General features: G+C 56.1%; 17 protein-coding genes. 7 read left to right on the top strand and 10 right to left on the bottom strand.

Translation table 11 applies throughout. The features are described from left to right. Positions 1 to 56: 56 nt before the first annotated feature. A complete protein-coding gene (locus ACP15F_RS01555) occupies positions 57 to 596 on the bottom strand; it encodes a gamma-glutamylcyclotransferase (RefSeq protein WP_424939095.1) in 540 nt (179 codons plus the stop codon). A gap of 71 nt (positions 597 to 667) precedes the next feature. Between ACP15F_RS01555 and ACP15F_RS01550 the strand changes: the two genes are divergently transcribed. Beyond that, positions 668 to 1669 carry a DUF2125 domain-containing protein gene (locus ACP15F_RS01550; protein ID WP_424939094.1) on the top strand — a complete coding sequence of 334 codons (1002 nt, stop codon included), beginning with the start codon at positions 668 to 670 and terminating at the stop codon, positions 1667 to 1669. A gap of 4 nt (positions 1670 to 1673) precedes the next feature. Here ACP15F_RS01550 and ACP15F_RS01545 read toward each other — a convergent pair whose 3' ends face one another. From ACP15F_RS01545 to ACP15F_RS01525, 5 genes are all read right to left on the bottom strand, one after another. Further along, positions 1674 to 2510, bottom strand: coding sequence for an extensin family protein (locus ACP15F_RS01545; protein WP_424939093.1), 837 nt, complete (start codon positions 2508 to 2510; stop codon positions 1674 to 1676). 18 nt (positions 2511 to 2528) lie between these two features. Then, positions 2529 to 3446: a prephenate/arogenate dehydrogenase family protein gene (locus ACP15F_RS01540; protein WP_424939092.1), complete on the bottom strand. Its 918-nt coding sequence runs from the start codon at positions 3444 to 3446 to the stop codon at positions 2529 to 2531. Then, complete coding sequence (hisC, locus tag ACP15F_RS01535) at positions 3443 to 4564, bottom strand: histidinol-phosphate transaminase (RefSeq protein WP_424939091.1); 1122 nt, start codon at positions 4562 to 4564, stop codon at positions 3443 to 3445. Before hisC ends, ACP15F_RS01540 begins: the two co-directional genes overlap by 4 nt. 193 nt (positions 4565 to 4757) lie before the next feature. Then, positions 4758 to 5378: a 30S ribosomal protein S4 gene (rpsD, locus tag ACP15F_RS01530; protein ID WP_424939090.1), complete on the bottom strand. Its 621-nt coding sequence runs from the start codon at positions 5376 to 5378 to the stop codon at positions 4758 to 4760. Positions 5379 to 5531: 153 nt separating this feature from the next. Further along, positions 5532 to 6599 carry a Hint domain-containing protein gene (locus tag ACP15F_RS01525; protein WP_424939089.1) on the bottom strand — a complete coding sequence of 356 codons (1068 nt, stop codon included), beginning with the start codon at positions 6597 to 6599 and terminating at the stop codon, positions 5532 to 5534. A gap of 187 nt (positions 6600 to 6786) precedes the next feature. On the opposite strand from ACP15F_RS01525, the gene ACP15F_RS01520 reads away from it, so the two are divergent. After that, the gene (locus ACP15F_RS01520; RefSeq protein ID WP_424939088.1) at positions 6787 to 7953 is read left to right on the top strand and encodes an alpha-hydroxy acid oxidase; all 1167 of its coding nucleotides are present in this window, start codon (positions 6787 to 6789) and stop codon (positions 7951 to 7953) included. Positions 7954 to 8003: 50 nt separating this feature from the next. On the opposite strand, the gene fliP is transcribed toward ACP15F_RS01520, so the two are convergent. The 4 genes from fliP to fliF are packed head-to-tail and all read right to left on the bottom strand — an operon-like array spanning position 8004 to position 11302. After that, positions 8004 to 8735, bottom strand: coding sequence for a flagellar type III secretion system pore protein FliP (gene fliP, locus ACP15F_RS01515; protein WP_424939087.1), 732 nt, complete (start codon positions 8733 to 8735; stop codon positions 8004 to 8006). Positions 8736 to 8752: 17 nt separating this feature from the next. Further along, positions 8753 to 9043, bottom strand: coding sequence for a FliM/FliN family flagellar motor switch protein (locus tag ACP15F_RS01510; protein ID WP_424939086.1), 291 nt, complete (start codon positions 9041 to 9043; stop codon positions 8753 to 8755). Continuing rightward, positions 9036 to 9662: a flagellar biosynthesis protein gene (locus tag ACP15F_RS01505; protein WP_424939085.1), complete on the bottom strand. Its 627-nt coding sequence runs from the start codon at positions 9660 to 9662 to the stop codon at positions 9036 to 9038. The genes ACP15F_RS01510 and ACP15F_RS01505 overlap by 8 nt, the downstream gene beginning before the upstream one ends. After that, the gene (gene fliF, locus ACP15F_RS01500) at positions 9659 to 11302 is read right to left on the bottom strand and encodes a flagellar basal-body MS-ring/collar protein FliF (protein WP_424939084.1); all 1644 of its coding nucleotides are present in this window, start codon (positions 11300 to 11302) and stop codon (positions 9659 to 9661) included. The genes ACP15F_RS01505 and fliF overlap by 4 nt, the downstream gene beginning before the upstream one ends. Positions 11303 to 11429: 127 nt before the next feature. On the opposite strand from fliF, the gene ACP15F_RS01495 reads away from it, so the two are divergent. The 5 genes from ACP15F_RS01495 (at position 11430) to ACP15F_RS01475 (ending at position 16111) form a co-directional block, all read left to right on the top strand. Continuing rightward, positions 11430 to 11930 (top strand): flagellar basal body-associated FliL family protein, encoded by a 501-nt coding sequence (locus ACP15F_RS01495; RefSeq protein ID WP_424939083.1) that lies wholly within the window; start codon positions 11430 to 11432, stop codon positions 11928 to 11930. 11 nt (positions 11931 to 11941) lie between these two features. Continuing rightward, positions 11942 to 12367 (top strand): hypothetical protein, encoded by a 426-nt coding sequence (locus tag ACP15F_RS01490; protein WP_424939082.1) that lies wholly within the window; start codon positions 11942 to 11944, stop codon positions 12365 to 12367. Further along, entirely contained in the window at positions 12364 to 12972 is a 609-nt protein-coding gene (locus ACP15F_RS01485; RefSeq protein ID WP_424939081.1) for a MotE family protein, read from the top strand. Before ACP15F_RS01490 ends, ACP15F_RS01485 begins: the two co-directional genes overlap by 4 nt. Positions 12973 to 13043: 71 nt before the next feature. Continuing rightward, positions 13044 to 13913, top strand: a complete 870-nt coding sequence (gene motA / locus ACP15F_RS01480; protein ID WP_424939080.1) for a flagellar motor stator protein MotA — start codon at positions 13044 to 13046, stop codon at positions 13911 to 13913. Next, positions 13910 to 16111, top strand: a complete 2202-nt coding sequence (locus ACP15F_RS01475) for a hypothetical protein (RefSeq protein WP_424939079.1) — start codon at positions 13910 to 13912, stop codon at positions 16109 to 16111. The genes motA and ACP15F_RS01475 overlap by 4 nt, the downstream gene beginning before the upstream one ends. Positions 16112 to 16269 lie beyond the last annotated feature (158 nt).

Raw genomic sequence — 16269 nt, 5'->3', positions numbered from 1 at the left:
ATTGGCGTCAGGATAGGCAGGTTTTTATTTTCTGCCAAGCTTTCTGTCCGCGGGCTTCAAGCCCCCGTCAATACACGGACCTGCCGTGACAACCACGACAGATCTTCGTCTTCAATGCCAAGTTCGGTCAGGTGACTTGCTGTATTGTAAAGATATTCGGTATTCGGCCCCCTACCCCCAACAGCGGTCGAGATTATCTGCGCCTGTTCAGTCAGTTCAATCTGGCAGTACTGCACATGATCGGGGTCAATCACATAGGTCACGGCTTCGACCCGGCGGCCATCGCGCAGATCGATCATCAGACGCTTCTCCAGATAGGCCGAGGACACAAGCTCGCGCTCGCGCAGATCGGCCATGGTCTGGTTATAGGTGCCGGGGCGCGCACGGAAGGCCAGCCCCTGACAATGCGCGCCGGACAATTCATCCAAAGCCAATACCAGCCCCGGGTGGTCGTCGGTGCCGCGATGGTGGATCGAGCGCATACAGAAACTGCGGTGATAGTCGGGTAGAGTGGCCACCTGCGCCTCGTCATGTTCGAAGCCGGGGTTCCACATCAACGAGCCATAGCCGAACACCCACAAATCGCCGTTGCTCATTTCACTCGCCCTTCCGTCATTCGCGCAGTAAACACGCCTATAAGCATGTGTCGCGCAAAAGGGAATTGAAGATGCGTAAGCTGGTAGTGATTGCAGTGGTTCTGGCCGGGCTTTGGGCTGGGTATTGGTTCATCGGCGCGAAGGGTGTCGAAAGCGCATTCAAGGGCTGGATTGAAGATCGCCGCAGTGATGGATGGGTATCGCAGGCAGCCGATGTCTCGACGAGAGGCTTCCCCAACCGGTTCGACACGATCTTCACCGGATTGGAGTTGGCGGATCCCGAGACTGGTCTTGCGTGGAGCGCGGGCGAATTCCAAGTCTTGGCCTTGTCGTATCAACCCAATCACGTGATCGCGGTCTGGCCGGGGCAGCAAGTGCTATCTTCACCCGAACAGAACATCACCTTTCAAGCGGACACGTTCAAAGGGTCGCTGGTCTTTGATCCAAGCCCAGACTTGCCGCTGGATCGCAGCTCGATCGTGATCGAGAACCTGACCATGCAATCCAACGCTGGCTGGACCGCGGGACTTGAATCTGGGCAGATTGCGACGCGCAAGTCATCGGCTGCTCCGAACCGCCACGACATTCATTTCGAGGCAACGGGGCTTCTGCCGGCTTCGTCCTTTGTGCAAAGCTTTGCTGGTGGAGATCTGCTTCCTCCGGTGTTCGAACGTGCATTTCTTGATGCCAGCATAGATTTCACCGGCCCATGGGATCGGCACGCGGTCGAAGACGCCCGCCCTCAGATCACTCGGATTGAGCTGAGCGAGCTGGATGCACAATGGGGAGAGCTAGGTCTGAAAGCGGTCGGTACGGTCGACGTTGATGATCGAGGCATTCCCAACGGTGAAATCGCGATCAAGGCCAAGAACTGGCGTAAGATGATCGAGATTGCAGAAGCATCTGGTGCCATTGCGCCCGAGCTGGTCAACACTGTCACTGGCGCGCTTCAGTTTGTGGCAGGGCTGTCCGGCAACTCGGAAACCTTGGATGTGACCCTGCGCCTGTCCGGCGGGGCGGTGTTCCTTGGGCCAATTCCTGTCGGCTCGGCCCCGATCATCAAGATCCGCTAAGACGTCAGCGACAGTAAGATCCGCTGCGATAGCGGGCGGTGTCAAAATGGAAATGGTCCTGATGATACTTGTCTGCGTTGGGGCCAAGTACGGTGCCAAACGGCCCACAAGCGGCTTTGTGCATTTTCTTCAATGCCTTGCCCTGTACCGGATCTCGCCAGCCACGCAGCACGGACAGCTCGGTCCCGTTTTTCAAACGGATCCCTGCAATATCCACTGCGCGGCCCTTTCCATGTTCGCTGATCTTCGCACCGCGCTTGTTGTTGCGGGTGCGGCAAGCGTAATGCGCGACAACGCGCAGAGATGACGGACCACCACCTAGTCGGCCGACAGCAGGAAAGACACCTTCACGCACCCAACTGTTCAACGCCTTGGCCGTGGTGCAATCCATCACTGCCGCTTGGCTCAATTTCACACCCGATACCTCGGTCACACGAACGGGGGAGGAAATACCACACCCGCTAATCTTGCCCGGAATGGCCGAAATTGCTTGTCCCTTGATCTCGTTCACACCGCAAATCCGGCCACGACGACCCGAGGTTGCAGGCTTGGGCGTCGAGGAAGCAATTTTTCGGGCAAAGCCCTTGGGGCGGCTGATAGGGCGCAGTGACGTAGCAACGGCAAGCTTTGTCGGCTCGGCAGGCTGTTCTGGCGCAACCAAAACAGACGCGGAAGCAGGGCGTGCCACCGGACGCAGGTGGATAGATTGCGCAGGCGGCTCTTCGACACTCGGACGAGGTTCCGGGCGAGACGCCTCGGCGAACGCCGCGCCACCCATTACCGCCATCACGGCAACTGCCCCAGCGTTCCGTACAAACCAACCACAAACCACACTCGTCATCACACCCTCGTATCCGGCTTAATCGTGCTTTACCGAACGCCCGAAATCAGGCGCTTCCGTGTCTTGCCCGGCTTCGATAATACCACGGCGGATCGCGCGGGTTCGAGTGAAATAGTCAAACAGGTGGTCACCATCGCCGGTCCGGATCGCGCGTTGCAGGGCAAACAGCTCTTCCGTGAAGCGGCCAAGGATCTCTAAGGTCGCTTCTTTGTTGGACAAAAACACGTCGCGCCACATGGTCGGATCAGACGCTGCGATGCGCGTAAAGTCGCGGAAACCCGCCGCCGAATAGTTGATCACCTCGGTGTCGGTCACCCGGCCCAGGTCATCGGCGACACCTACCATAGTGTACGCGATCAGGTGCGGGGCGTGGCTGGTAACGGCCAAAACCAGATCATGGTGATCAGCGTCCATCATCTCAACATTCGCACCCATGCGGTGCCACAGATCACTCAGTCGCTGGGTCGCAGCCTCATCAGACCCGTTCGGAACAAGAATGCACCAACGATTGTCGTATAGCTCGGCAAAGCCAGAACGTGGGCCGCTGTGTTCGGTCCCGGCAAGCGGGTGGCCGGGGATGAAATGCACGCCCGCGGGCAAATGTGGCGACACGGCTTCGATCACCGCGCGCTTGACCGAACCAACATCCGTAACCGTCGCGCCGTCTTTCAGCACGGGCCCGATTTCCTGCGCAACGGCACCCATCGCACCAACCGGCACTGCCAAAACCACAAGATCAGCGCCGTCTGCGGCTTCGGCCGCCGTGTCCACGACGAGATCACAGAACCCAAGTTCTTTTGCCGTCTCGCGCGTTTCAGCGGAGCGGGCGGTGCCAACAATCTCGCCCGCCAAACCTGCGCGCCGCATCGCATGCGCCATCGAGGACGCTATAAGTCCCAAGCCGATCAAGGCGACCCGTTGGTAGATCACGCTCATGAAATACCCCCTTCTGATTTGCCGTCATCCGCCGCCGGCGTCACACCTTTGAACCGCCCGATCATATGCGCGACACGACGACAGGATGCTTCATCCCCGATCGTGATGCGCAGACAGTTAGGCAGAGCGTAACCCGCCACGCGGCGCACGATGATGCCCTCGCTTTGCAGGAAATCGTCACAGGCATTCGCCTCATTAGCGTCAGCAAAACGCGCAAGAATAAAGTTCGCGCAGGACGTGTCAGATGGCACACCCAGCTCGGCCAGCGCCTCAGCCAGCCACGCCCGCAAACGCGTGTTTTCACGCAGGCAGCGCTCTACATGTTCATGGTCGCCCAGCGCGGCTTCGGCGGCGTCAAGCTGCGGCATCGACAGGTTGAACGGCCCGCGCACGCGGTTCAGTACGCCGATCACCTCGGTCGATGCATAGCCCCAACCGATGCGCAGCCCGCCAAGTCCGTACATTTTCGAAAACGTGCGTGTCATGACCACGTTCGGGAATTTCTCGACCAGAGAGGCACCGCCATCAAAGCCCTCGACGTATTCGGCATAAGCCCCGTCAATGACCAAAAGGATGTCATCAGGCAGCGCGCTTGCCAACCGTGACAGATCTGCCCGGCTGACCATCGTGCCCGTTGGATTGCCCGGATTGGTCACAAAAACCAGCGATGTTCTGGGGGTCACTGCCCTCAGGATTTCATCCACGTCCACCATTCGCTCACGCTCGGGCACCATCACCGGCGTCGCCCCCGCAGCAAGAGCCGAGATCTTGTACATCGAGAACCCATGCTCGGTATAGATTACTTCGGTTTCAGGGCCGCTATAGCATTGACACAGAAAGGTAATCACCTCGTCCGAGCCGACACCACAGATGATCCGTTCCGGATCCAACCCGTGCAGCTTGCCGATGGCCGCCCGCAGGCTGGCATGGTCGGTGTTCGGATAGCGATGAAGTGCATGACCTGCTTTCTTGAATGCCTCAACAGAAAGCGGACTTGGCCCGAACGGGTTTTCGTTCGAGCTGAGCTTGATCACATTCGTCATCCCGTCGATGCCCGAGGCACCGCCTACATAGGGCTTGATCTGCATAATCCCCGGCTGGGGGACAGGTTTGGTCATGACTTGGCCTTTCCTTCGTAAGCGCGGTTTTAGACCCAGTCCAAATTCAAGACCAGCGATGTTTGGAACAAGGGGACATTTTCAAACAGGATTGCAAAATGGTCGCATGTTGGCTGCCACTAGATAGCCACCCAACAACGAAAAAGGGCCGCGACTGGCGCGGCCCTTCTGAATTCTTCCGGTTCGGCGAAGATTAGTTCTTCGCGTAGAATTCGACCACGAGGTTCGGTTCCATCAGCACCGGATACGGCACGTCCGACAGGCCGGGGGTACGGGTGAAGGTAGCGGTCATTTTCGAATGATCGGCTTCAATGTAATCAGGTACATCGCGCTCGGCCAGACCAACAGCTTCCAGAACCAGAGCCATCTGCTTGGACTTGTCACGCACTTCGATGACGTCGCCTTCTTTGACGCGGTACGAAGGAATGTTAACCTTCTGGCCGTTCACTTTCACGTGGCCGTGGTTCACGAACTGACGTGCTGCGAAAACGGTCGGCACGAACTTGGCGCGGTAAACTACAGCATCCAGACGACGCTCCAGCAGGCCGATCAGGTTTTCACCGGTGTCGCCTTTAACACGCTCGGCTTCGCCATAGATGCGGCGGAACTGTTTCTCGGTCAGGTCGCCATAGTAGCCTTTCAGCTTCTGCTTGGCGCGCAGCTGCAGACCGAAGTCCGACAGTTTACCCTTGCGACGCTGGCCGTGCTGGCCGGGGCCGTATTCACGACGATTTACTGGCGACTTCGGACGTCCCCAGATGTTTTCGCCCATACGGCGGTCAATTTTGTACTTGGCAGCAGTTCTTTTGGTCATCTGCTGATCTCCTTCTTTAAGTTTCGAAGGGCGTTGTCCTCTGGCTTGCGCCTGACAGGGATCCCCTTGCGGAGGCCACCAACACCAATGAAAACCGGCCCCTTGCGGGACCGGATTTGGGGCTTATAGCGCCACGCTCAGCAGAGTCAATGACTAGGCGACACCGATATGTGCTGAATTGGCGTAATTCACCTGAGATGCCGCCACCGCGCGCGTTGCCATGTCATCCAACTGTGGGAACAAGCTTTGCAGGCGCGCGCGATGTTCGGTCTTGGTGGTGTCCAGATCCGAAAAGGCGGGGTGCTGGCTTTCAACAGGGACACCATTGGCCCAGATCACTTCGTGTCTTCCAAGCAGCACTTGGTAGAACGAAACCTCAGAGGCATTGCGATCTGAAGAAATCAGGCTTCCGTCCACAAGGTCGACTGCACTGGCCAGAACTTCATCCTGCCCAACCAACTGCTGCGCCCGCCTACCAGAGACAAGGATCTGTTGATGCGGAGAAACCAACAGGTCCGCATCCGGTTGCCCGGACCGGATGGCCCCAGCTCGCAGGCGGATCGGTTTAGCGCCGGGATCTATCATCATGCGCGCCGCAGAGACTTGACGCTGCCCGACCCAAAGAACCGGTTGCCCACCATGTTCACGTGTCAAAACCACACTGCCTTCGCGCAGGCTCTCAACTTCGCATTCGCCCGAGGGCGTCCGTACTCGGGTGCCTTCAGACAAATTAACGACGCCAGATGGCTGTTCGGTTAGCGGATCATCATGTGTCGCGACCATATTGGCGCGCACCACGCGCAACGACGTATCGGCGCGCGGAACTGATCCGGCAAACACCAAAAGCGGGCTGCCACCGTTTGGAGACACCACCAGCGACACGCGATAGCTTTCATACCCGTCCGTGACTTCAAAGCCGACATTCAGTCTGCTGTCGTTCTCATCCAGCATCACAAGACCGGCGGCGCCAATCGTTGCAGCCCCCGCTAGCTGATGAACGAAAATCGCAGCACGACGTCGCTTGTCAGTCTGGTCGCCCACGTTTTGCAGCAATTCCAACTCGCGCGAGCTGTCAACGCGCAACGCTTCGCCACTCCATTGCCAGTTTGATCCTGCGGTTAGTGCTCCCAAAGGCGCATTCTCGGTCAAATTGACCTTAGTTTGCGCCCATGAAATTACGAAAGTTCCTTCGTAGCCCATATTCATGGTTATACCTGCCATTATATTTTTTTTTGAAGAGTACCACGGGCGAATCACGCTGATAAGAGTCTTTGTCATCGTCACGAGCGACTTGTCGCAGAAGGGTAACAGATCGGTTATCAGTCGCGCTGGAACCACCGCGAAACGAGCGCTTGCACGGCCTGCCCACTATTGGTAATATTTTCTTACCAATTTTTAGGAGCGTGACATGCCCGTCATCACCGAGATCGAAGACCTGCGACGTATCTATAAGCGTCGCGTGCCGAAAATGTTCTATGATTATGCTGAAAGCGGCAGCTGGACCGAGCAAACTTTCCGCGAGAACACCTCGGATTTCGACAAGATCTATTTCCGTCAGCGTGTCGCAGTCGATATGGACAACCGCTCGACCCGCAGCACGATGCTTGGACAGGATGTATCGATGCCCGTGGCTCTGGCTCCTGTTGGCCTAACCGGCATGCAATGCGCCGATGGTGAAATAAAGGCAGCCAAGGCCGCGGAAGAGTTTGGTGTGCCGTTTACTCTGTCCACGATGTCGATCTGCTCGATCGAGGATGTGGCCGAAAACACCAACGCCCCCTTTTGGTTTCAGGTTTACACCCTGAAAGACGACGACTTCATGCGCCGTTTGTTTGACCGCGCGCGCGCCGCGCAATGTCCGGCCATTGTTGTGACGGTGGACTTGCAAGTGCTTGGACAGCGCCACAAGGATCTGAAAAACGGCCTGTCCGCGCCGCCCAAGCTGACCGTGAAATCAGTGGCGGACATGATGACGAAGGTGCAATGGGGTTTGGGAATGCTGGGCACCAAGCGCCGCTTCTTCGGCAACATTGTTGGGCACGCAAAAGGGGTCGAAGATCCGTCATCTTTGCACACTTGGACCGCGCAAGCCTTTGACCCATCGCTGAACTGGGAGCGCATCAAGCAGTTCAAGAAGATGTGGGACGGCCCGATGATCGTCAAAGGGATCATGGAACCCGAAGATGCCATCGCCGCTGTGAATGCCGGGGCAGATGCCATTATCGTTTCGAACCATGGCGGACGCCAGCTGGATGGCGCACTCAGCTCGATCCGGGCTTTGCCCGCCATTCTGGACGCGGTCGGTGACAAGGTCGAGGTGCATCTCGACAGTGGCATCCGGACAGGTCAGGACGTTTTGAAAGCAATCGCGATGGGCGCCACGGGAACCTATATCGGTCGGGCCTTCACCTATGGTCTGGGCGCGATGGGACAAGAAGGCGTGACGCGCGCGCTTGAGGTTCTGCACAAAGAAATGGACATCTCAATGGCCTTTTGCGGTCACACAGACATCAACGCTGTTGATCGAAACATCCTGCGCATTCCCAAAGGGTTCTCGGGCGACTGGGAAGACTAATCTTTACCAAATGAAATCTGAGGGCTGGCTGACATCAGATTGGCGAGCCCTCAGAAATAACTTCGAACCAAAGCACCGGAAATCAGGGTCCACCCGTCGGCAACCACGAAGAAGGCCAGCTTGAATGGCAGCGAGACGATGGCAGGTGGTACCATCATCATACCCATCGACATCAGAATGGCTGCGACTACCAGATCAATGATCAAGAATGGCAAGAAGATCAAAAAGCCGATCTGAAACGCCCTTTCGACCTCGGACAACAAGAATGACGGCACCAGAAGCGACAGAGGAGAGCTGTCACCTAGGTCCACATTCGCCGTTTCTTCACGCAAAGTCGCCAGATGAGAGAACGTGTCCGGATCAATCCGGTTGGCCATAAAAACGCGGAAAGGTTCGATTGCGGCCGTGAATGCGGGCTCTAACTCGAGCACTCCCTCCGAAAAGGGCTGCGCGCCTTTTTCCCAAGCCTCCATAAACACTGGTTCCATAATGAAATAGGTCAGGAACAGCGCAAGACTGATGATCAGCATATTTGGGGGCGATTGCTGTAGGCCGATCGCTTGCCTCAAGATTGACAGTACCGTGACAATGAATGGAAAGCAGGTGATCATGATCGCCAGCCCAGGTACGAGGCTGAGCACCGTGACCAACACGAAGATCTGAATCGTACGCGTTGCCAGAGATCCATCATCACCAAGCGAGATCGATATATCCTGTGCCAACCCAGCCGATCCAGACGCCCCCCAGATCATTGCTGCCAAAAACCAACACGACACCGTCATCCACATGCGCATTGGCCTTACAGCCCCGACTTCAGATCAACCAACTTGGTCAGGCGCACAGCGATCTGCCCGTTTGGATCACCTTCGACCTCCTCAAGCTCTCCCTGCGCGATCAGCCTGTCGCCCACATAAAGCTCCACCGGATCGTCAATACGCTTATCCAGAGCCAGCACATCATCCTGTTTTAGGTGCAACAGCTCTTTGATCGTAGGACGTGCAATCCCGACCGAGATCGTTACCTCGATCGGAACGCGCGCGAAGGGGCTGGCGTCGGTTTCCAATTCGGGTTGAGGGGTTGGATCAGCCATGATCAAATACCTTTTCATTCACATGATACAAAGCGTGCACCGCTCGGGTGATACGGTCGATGGCATCTGTCAGATCCACACTGCATTCGCTGTCGCGCGAGCGCAGATAGACCTGCCCATCTGGCAGGGTATCTTTTTCAACGATTTCGAAGGGGACAGCCCCTACATCTGCCAAGAACGCTTCAAGCGCAGGACGGCTGCCAGGCGACACCAGAACATCGATGGGGGTATCTGCCATTTCCGCGGCCAATGGCATCATGGCCTCGGACACGATTGGGCCGATTGCCTCATCAACCGCCTTGGGCAACACGACCTTAAGCATCTGGTTTAGAAGCGGTTCCAAAGCCGAAAGGACGTGACTGCGCGCTTCTTGATAGGTGAACCCGAGATCTTCCAAATTGCGCGCAAATTCGGATTTCACACGCGCGTTGTCCTCGTCCATGGACTTCGCGGCATCATCCCAACCGGATTGGTACCCTGCTTCGTACCCTTCCAGTTTGCGCGCCTCTAGTTGCGCTTCAAGGTCCGTGCGGGACAGCGTGATCTGGACGTTTGACTGCGATGGCTCCACCGAGGTCATTGCGTCGCCGAAGTCTTCAAGAGTGAACCGAATGCTCATCCTGTGACCTCTTCATCTTCTTCCATCCAGCCACGCAGGATCTCGACCGTTTCGGCTTGGCGTTCAGAGATCAAATCCCGCAATCGTTGGACCGGGTCATTTTCGTGTTCGGCCAGTGTCAGCGCGTCTGACAGCTCTGCTGCTGGTGCTTCCTCGCCAATCAAAGCAGCCGGAGTGTGCTGCGGCTGCACCAATGTGCCGGCCGAGCGCTCCGGAGCATCCCCCAGGCCCACGCTAGCATCCGGTGATCCGATTACTGGCAAGCTGCCAGGCGCCTCGATCCCCTGTGTCGCGGCTTGTGCCATCAGCAGGGGACGTAGTACGAACAGCCCGATGCCAAGGGTGACAATCGCCAAGATCACCAACTTGATCACAGACATGACATCAATATTCAGGCTCCCAAGCAAACCCGATGAAGGAGCGCTCCCTGTAGCTGCCATCGGCTCGAATTCCATGGTCTTCAGCGTGATGACGTCCCCACGCGCCTCGTTAAACCCGACCGCACCGGCAACCAATTCTCGCAAGCTTTCCAGTTCTTCGTCGGGACGAGGAGCCCAATTGGTGCTTCCATCTTCCGACGTGGTGCGAATGCCGTCGACCAGCACAGCAACTGTCAGCCGTTTCACCGCCCCGGGAGATTTCAGTATTTCGCGCGTGGTCTCGGACACCTCATAGTTAACGCGCTCGCGGGTTTCCGAGTTGTTTGATGACGATGATCCGCCACCGGCTGCGCCGTCTCCATCAGGGAGGTTCGACGCGACGCTCACCCCCCCTGCAGCGCTGTCCTTAGCCGCGTTCGTGCTTTCAGAAGTGTCGGTCGACACCGCCACACGGCCATCGGGATCAAATCTGCGCTCTCGGATCTGTTCCTGTTCGGTCGCCGTTTCAAGGTTCAACTCAACCACAGCATTGCCAAAGCCGACCCGTGCCTCCAACAGGCGCTCAACATTCTGCTTAAGACGCTCCGCCCGATCTTGTGCCGCGACGGCCCCTCCATTCGAAAGGTCTTCTCCCCCCATAAGTCCCGCGCGACTGTCGATAACCGAGACCTTATCAGGCGAAAGACCCGGCACAGCCGAGGCGACAAGAAACTTGAACGCCTTAATTTGCTGTGTCGGCAGCGTCCCGTCGGCCGTCGTAAGCGTGACCGAGGCCGTAGGTTCGTTCCGCTGTCGGAACTGTTGTGACGACGCGTTCGCGATATGAACACGCGCGTTGCGCACCATGGGGCTGGCCACAATTGTGCGCGCAAGTTCGCCTTCTTTGGCACGCCAATAGGCTGCGTCGAACATCTGTGACGTCGTACCAAACCCACTAAGCCCATCCAAAAGCTCGTATCCTTTGCCCGAGTTTGCCGGCAGGCCTTCACTGGCTAGGGTCATGCGCAGGGCATCACGACGCGTGGCATCAACGAAGATTGATTCCCCTCGAATCTCGTATGCGACATTGCGGCCATCCAGGGCCTGCACGACCTCGCCCGCAGCACTGCTTTCGAGCGCTGCATAGAGCAACGACATCTGAGTGCTGGTGGCCATGCGAGAAAGACCAATGACAGCCAAAAACATGGCCAAGGTCGCGGCGATTACAATGGCCCTTTTCCTTAGGTCCATCGCCCCCCAAACCGAGATCAACTGCTGCAAGACGTAACTCCTTATCCGAGCGGGCTTCTACCCCCGTCATGTCAACCTGTTTTCCCTGATCGGCCTTAATAATTGGTTAGTGCCCATACGTTTATATCGATGCAGTGAAATTGGATTCGAGGATCACATGTCGGACGCTGACATCGCTGCAGAAGTCGAGGAAGTGGAGACTTCAGGTAAAAAATCCAAGAAGGGCCTAGCAATCGGTTTGGTGGGTGCTCTGCTGTTGGGAGGGGGGGGCTTCTATGCCGCCTATGTAGGGATGCTCGGTGGGCAATCCGCACCGCAAGAGGAGGAAGTCGCCGCCGCAGACGTGCATGAATTGCCCGCTGTGAGTTTTGTCGAGCTTGACCCGCTCGTTATCTCTCTTGGGCCGAATGCACGTAATCGCCACCTGCGCTTTCGTGCCTCGCTCGAGGTCGAACCGGCCTACGAAGAGGATGTCGTGAAGCTAAAGCCACGCGTCGTGGATGTACTGAACGCTTATTTGCGCGCGGTGGAAACGGCGATGCTCGAAGACCCTCATTCGCTGGTAAAGCTGCGTGCTCAGATGTTGCGTCGGATCCAACTTGTCTCGGGCGAGGGGCGGGTGCGCAATCTTCTGATCCTCGAATTCGTACTTAATTAAGGAGTAAGGGTATGGACTTGATCGCGGATATCGTCCTCGGCTTGGGCGCTTTCGGTACGGCCCTCTATTGTTTGATCCTGTCGCGCCGCTTAAAGCGCTTCAACAATCTTCAGGACGGCATGGGTGGAGCCGTCGCGGTGCTCAGCGCGCAGGTCGATGACATGACAAAAACGCTCGATCATGCGCAATCCGCAGCGGGGCAAAGCGCGGCGGTCCTGACCGAGCTGACTGAACGGGCAGAGCTTTCTGCGCGCAAGTTGGAGCTGATGATGGCTAGCCTACACGACTTGCCCGAGCCAACGGTCCAGCACTCTTCTAAACCACCACAGGACAGCCAAGAACAAGACGGGTTTTCAAGGACGCGCTTGGCTGAACCCGCTGCCGCCACAGACCTCCCGGTGTTCTTGCGGCACGGATTTTTGGAGGCCGCCGAATGAGCACTGCACAAATCAAAAAAACCAAACCTCGTCTTCGGTTACGTACACGAGGAATTCTCGTCCTGTTTGCTGCGGCCTTTGCAACATCTGGCGCATTGCGACTTGGTCCTGTATCTGCCGCGTTTGCAGAAGATTTGACCAAGCTACTCTCTGGAACCTCTGCCGATCAGAGCGCGGATATCTCGGCACCCAAATTTCAGGATGTCGCCGTTGTGCTTGCCGCATTGCAGGAGCGAGAGGCCACTTTGGAGGCGCGCGAAAAGAAACTCGCCCAACGCCTTGAAGCTCTGAACCTCGCCGAGGATCGCGTTTCTTCGAAATTGGAGGAGTTAACCAAGGCCGAGGAAACGCTTGCCGCGACAATGGCAATGGCCAAGACGGCGGCGGTAGATGATTTGTCGCGGCTGACGACGCTTTACGAAAACATGAAGCCAAAGCAGGCGATCCCACTTTTTGAGGCTATGGACCCTGACTTCGCAGCGGGCTTCATCGCACAGATGAAACCGGCAACAGCTGCCCAGATCATGGCTGGCCTAGACCCTCAGAAGTCCTATGCCATCAGCGTTGTCCTAGCCGGGCGGAATGCAGCAGCGCCAACCCAGTGAGCCAATAATCAGAAATTAACCTGTCCATGCGATGACGTTAGAGACCTGACTTGAACTATTAAAGGTACGTCATGATTGGCTTTGTTGGCATCGCTCTGATCTTCGTAATGGTATTTGGTGGCTATCTTGCTGCTGGTGGCAAGATGGGGATCATTATGAAATCTCTTCCGTTCGAATTTACGATGATTGGCGGGGCCGCAGCAGGCGCGTTTGTGATCTCAAACGATATGGCAGGCATCAAGCACACGCTTAAGGATGTGAAAAAGGTCTTCAAGGGACCGAAGTGGAAACAGGAAGATTACCGCGACCTGCTTTGCTTGCTCTTCGAATTGATCCGTCAAGCCCGGCAGAATGCAGTTGCTCTGGAAGAACATATTGAGACACCGGAAGACAGCCCAATCTTTCAACGCTACCCAAACATTCTTGCCGACAAAGAGGCGATCGAACTGATCTGCGACACGCTACGATCCGCATCCATGAATTATGACGACCCACACCAGGTGGAAGAAGTCCTTGAAAAACGGATGGAGGCCAATCTCCACCACGCGCTGCACTCCAGTCACGCACTACAATCAATGGCGGATGGCCTGCCTGCTTTGGGCATCGTCGCCGCCGTTCTGGGCGTTATTAAGACCATGGGCTCGATTGACCAACCTCCGGAAATTTTGGGAAAAATGATTGGGGGGGCTTTGGTTGGAACGTTTCTTGGGGTGTTTCTGGCCTATGGGCTGGTCGGGCCATTTTCGGCCAAGGTAAAATCCGTGACCGAGGAAGAAGCGCATTTCTATCAGCTAATCCGCGAAGTGCTGGTCGCCAACCTCTACAATCACTCTGTCAACATCTGCATTGAGGTCGGACGCCAGAATACACCGGGCTCACATCGTCCTAGCTTTACCGATCTTGAAGAGGCCTTGAAAGAAATCAAGAAAGCGGCGGCATGAGGAGCTGGGTTCAACATCTGGCGGCGATTTTCCTTTTGGCCCTGCCTGCGCAAGCGCGTGACATCTCTGTCCGCTCAGGCGAGCATGCAGGTTTCACGCGCCTAGTTTTCTATACCAAGGCCACTGACACAATTGAGGTCTCGAACACCGACGAGGGGTATCTACTGTCCCTCTCTCCAAACGTCACCAGCTTTAATCTGTCGCGCGCGTTCGATTTGATCAACCGCTCTCGTGTCCACGCACTTATTCCCAAAGAAGCTGGGAAGATTGCCATCCAACAAGGCTGTGACTGCCATCTTACAGATTTTCGTTTACCGACCGGTGAACTGGTGATTGACATAGTTGATGGTCCCGATCCGAAGGCCGGGACTAGCGTAGAGACCATTTCATCGTCCCTGCCCCGAGCTATCAATGTAGAACAACAGCGGGCAAGTTTGCCCCTTCTCAGTGCGACCGCTAATCAAAGTGAACTGGCTGACAACCAAGATAAGCCTTCCGACGATTCAATTCAGGAAATGCTAAATTCGACCGTTGAGGCGCCAAAGCTCAACAAGCAAGAACTACTCAGGCAGCTTTCACGCGCCGCGTCTCAAGGTCTGGTTGACGCGAATATAACTCCGTCAGGGCACTCGCAGATTGCGCTCCCAGCTGCCACCGAAGAACCAACACCTATACGGCCGTCACCATCCCACACGCCCGATCAACACGTTCGGATGCAAACGGCGATCGAGCTTGCACAAGCATCTCAATCGAGCGCCAGCGTTACCACTGATGCAAACCACGCCTGCCTGCCCGACGAACAGTTCGACATCGCGCGATGGGGTGCCTACATGCCGGAATTCAACGCTCCACTCTTTGAATCTTCAAACTACCTAGGAGAGTTTGACCGCCCAGATAAGGCGCTTCTAGTCTCGCATATTCGACAAAAGATCTACATGACATTCGGACTTGAAGCATTGCAGCTGATGGGAAACTACGTCGACAATCTGGGGGATGGTTCAGTCCTTCGCATGATGGCCGAAGTTGTTGAGTACGGAGAAGCCAAATCTCACGCTCACTGGGATTCCCAGTTAATCTGCAACACCCGCGGCGCCCTATGGGCATCGCTTGCTCAACCCACCCTGCAGGGTCGCATCAACACAAACGCCGTTCTTCGAAGCTTTTCAGAACTCCCCCTCCATCTTCGTGCACATCTGGCACCCGGACTTGCTAGAAAACTACTAGATGCCGGTCGTGTTGAGGCCGCCGTACAGATCCGCAATATGGCTACTCGATCCGGTCGCATACCGTCGGGCGAGGAGGCCATCCTACAAGCTGAAATCGACCTCACAAAAGGCGAGACGGACAAGGCCGAGCAAGAGCTCGCCGACACTATTCAGACCGTCCTCACCCAAACTCAGCCCGCGATCTCAACGCTTATCGAAAGCAAGCTTCAAAATGGCAAAGGCATCTCGGACAATGAGTTGTCTTTGCTTGCGTCAGTTGCATTTGAACACAAGGGAAGCACGGAAGGAGACAGGATGCAGCGGCTTCAAATCCGTGCGCTGTTTCACATGGGTCGGTTTACCCCAGCCTTCGATCTTCTGGACAGGTCGACGCCGGTTGTTAATCATGACGAACTGCTAAATGACGCTGGTAGCTATTTGGTGTCGCTTGGATCTGATGCAGAATTCTTAACCTACAGTCTGACACGACGTGATTGGGGAACTATTTCAGCGAACGTTAAGCTTGAAATGGCAGAGCGTTTGAGTGAGTTGGGTTTTCACGAACACGCTCGAAGACATGTTCTATCGGGAAACGCCCCCCCCAGCAGAACCGCACGTGAGTTTCTGGCCAAGGTGGCTGTCGTTCAAAACAAACCAAAAGTGGCGCTTGGTTACCTTGCGGGTCTGGATAGCGACAACGCAAATTTCTTACGCAAAGCGGCTGTGAACCAGAGCGGCAATCCAGATAGTCAGAGCGCAAGCGCCATGCAGGCCACAAGCTATGCCTCAGATGTGCGGAGCAATCTGGACACACCAGAACACTCCTTACCGGCAACGGTTCAGAAGCTCCTTGCATCAGAAACACCTACTTCGACCGTTAGCATTCAATCCGACCTGAAAACCTATCAAAGCATTCTGGATCACAGCAGCGAGACACGCACCGCCTTGAGTGATTTACTAGGCATTATTCCGACCATTGACGGTACTAGGTAACCGATCGTTAAGCGTGTCCCCATAAGCTGATACAGAACTCAGCAGCAAGAATTGCGCGACGATGGAAATACTTGGCAGCTCTAAAACCCCATGCAAACCAGATTTGCAGATTGGCGCTTCAAAAAAGCACCTAGATCGTTCGTTACAACGCGAACTCA

Source organism: Aliiroseovarius sp. S253, from assembly GCF_049800855.1.
GTDB lineage: Bacteria > Pseudomonadota > Alphaproteobacteria > Rhodobacterales > Rhodobacteraceae > Aliiroseovarius.
This window is presented reverse-complemented; position numbering and strand designations above follow the sequence as displayed.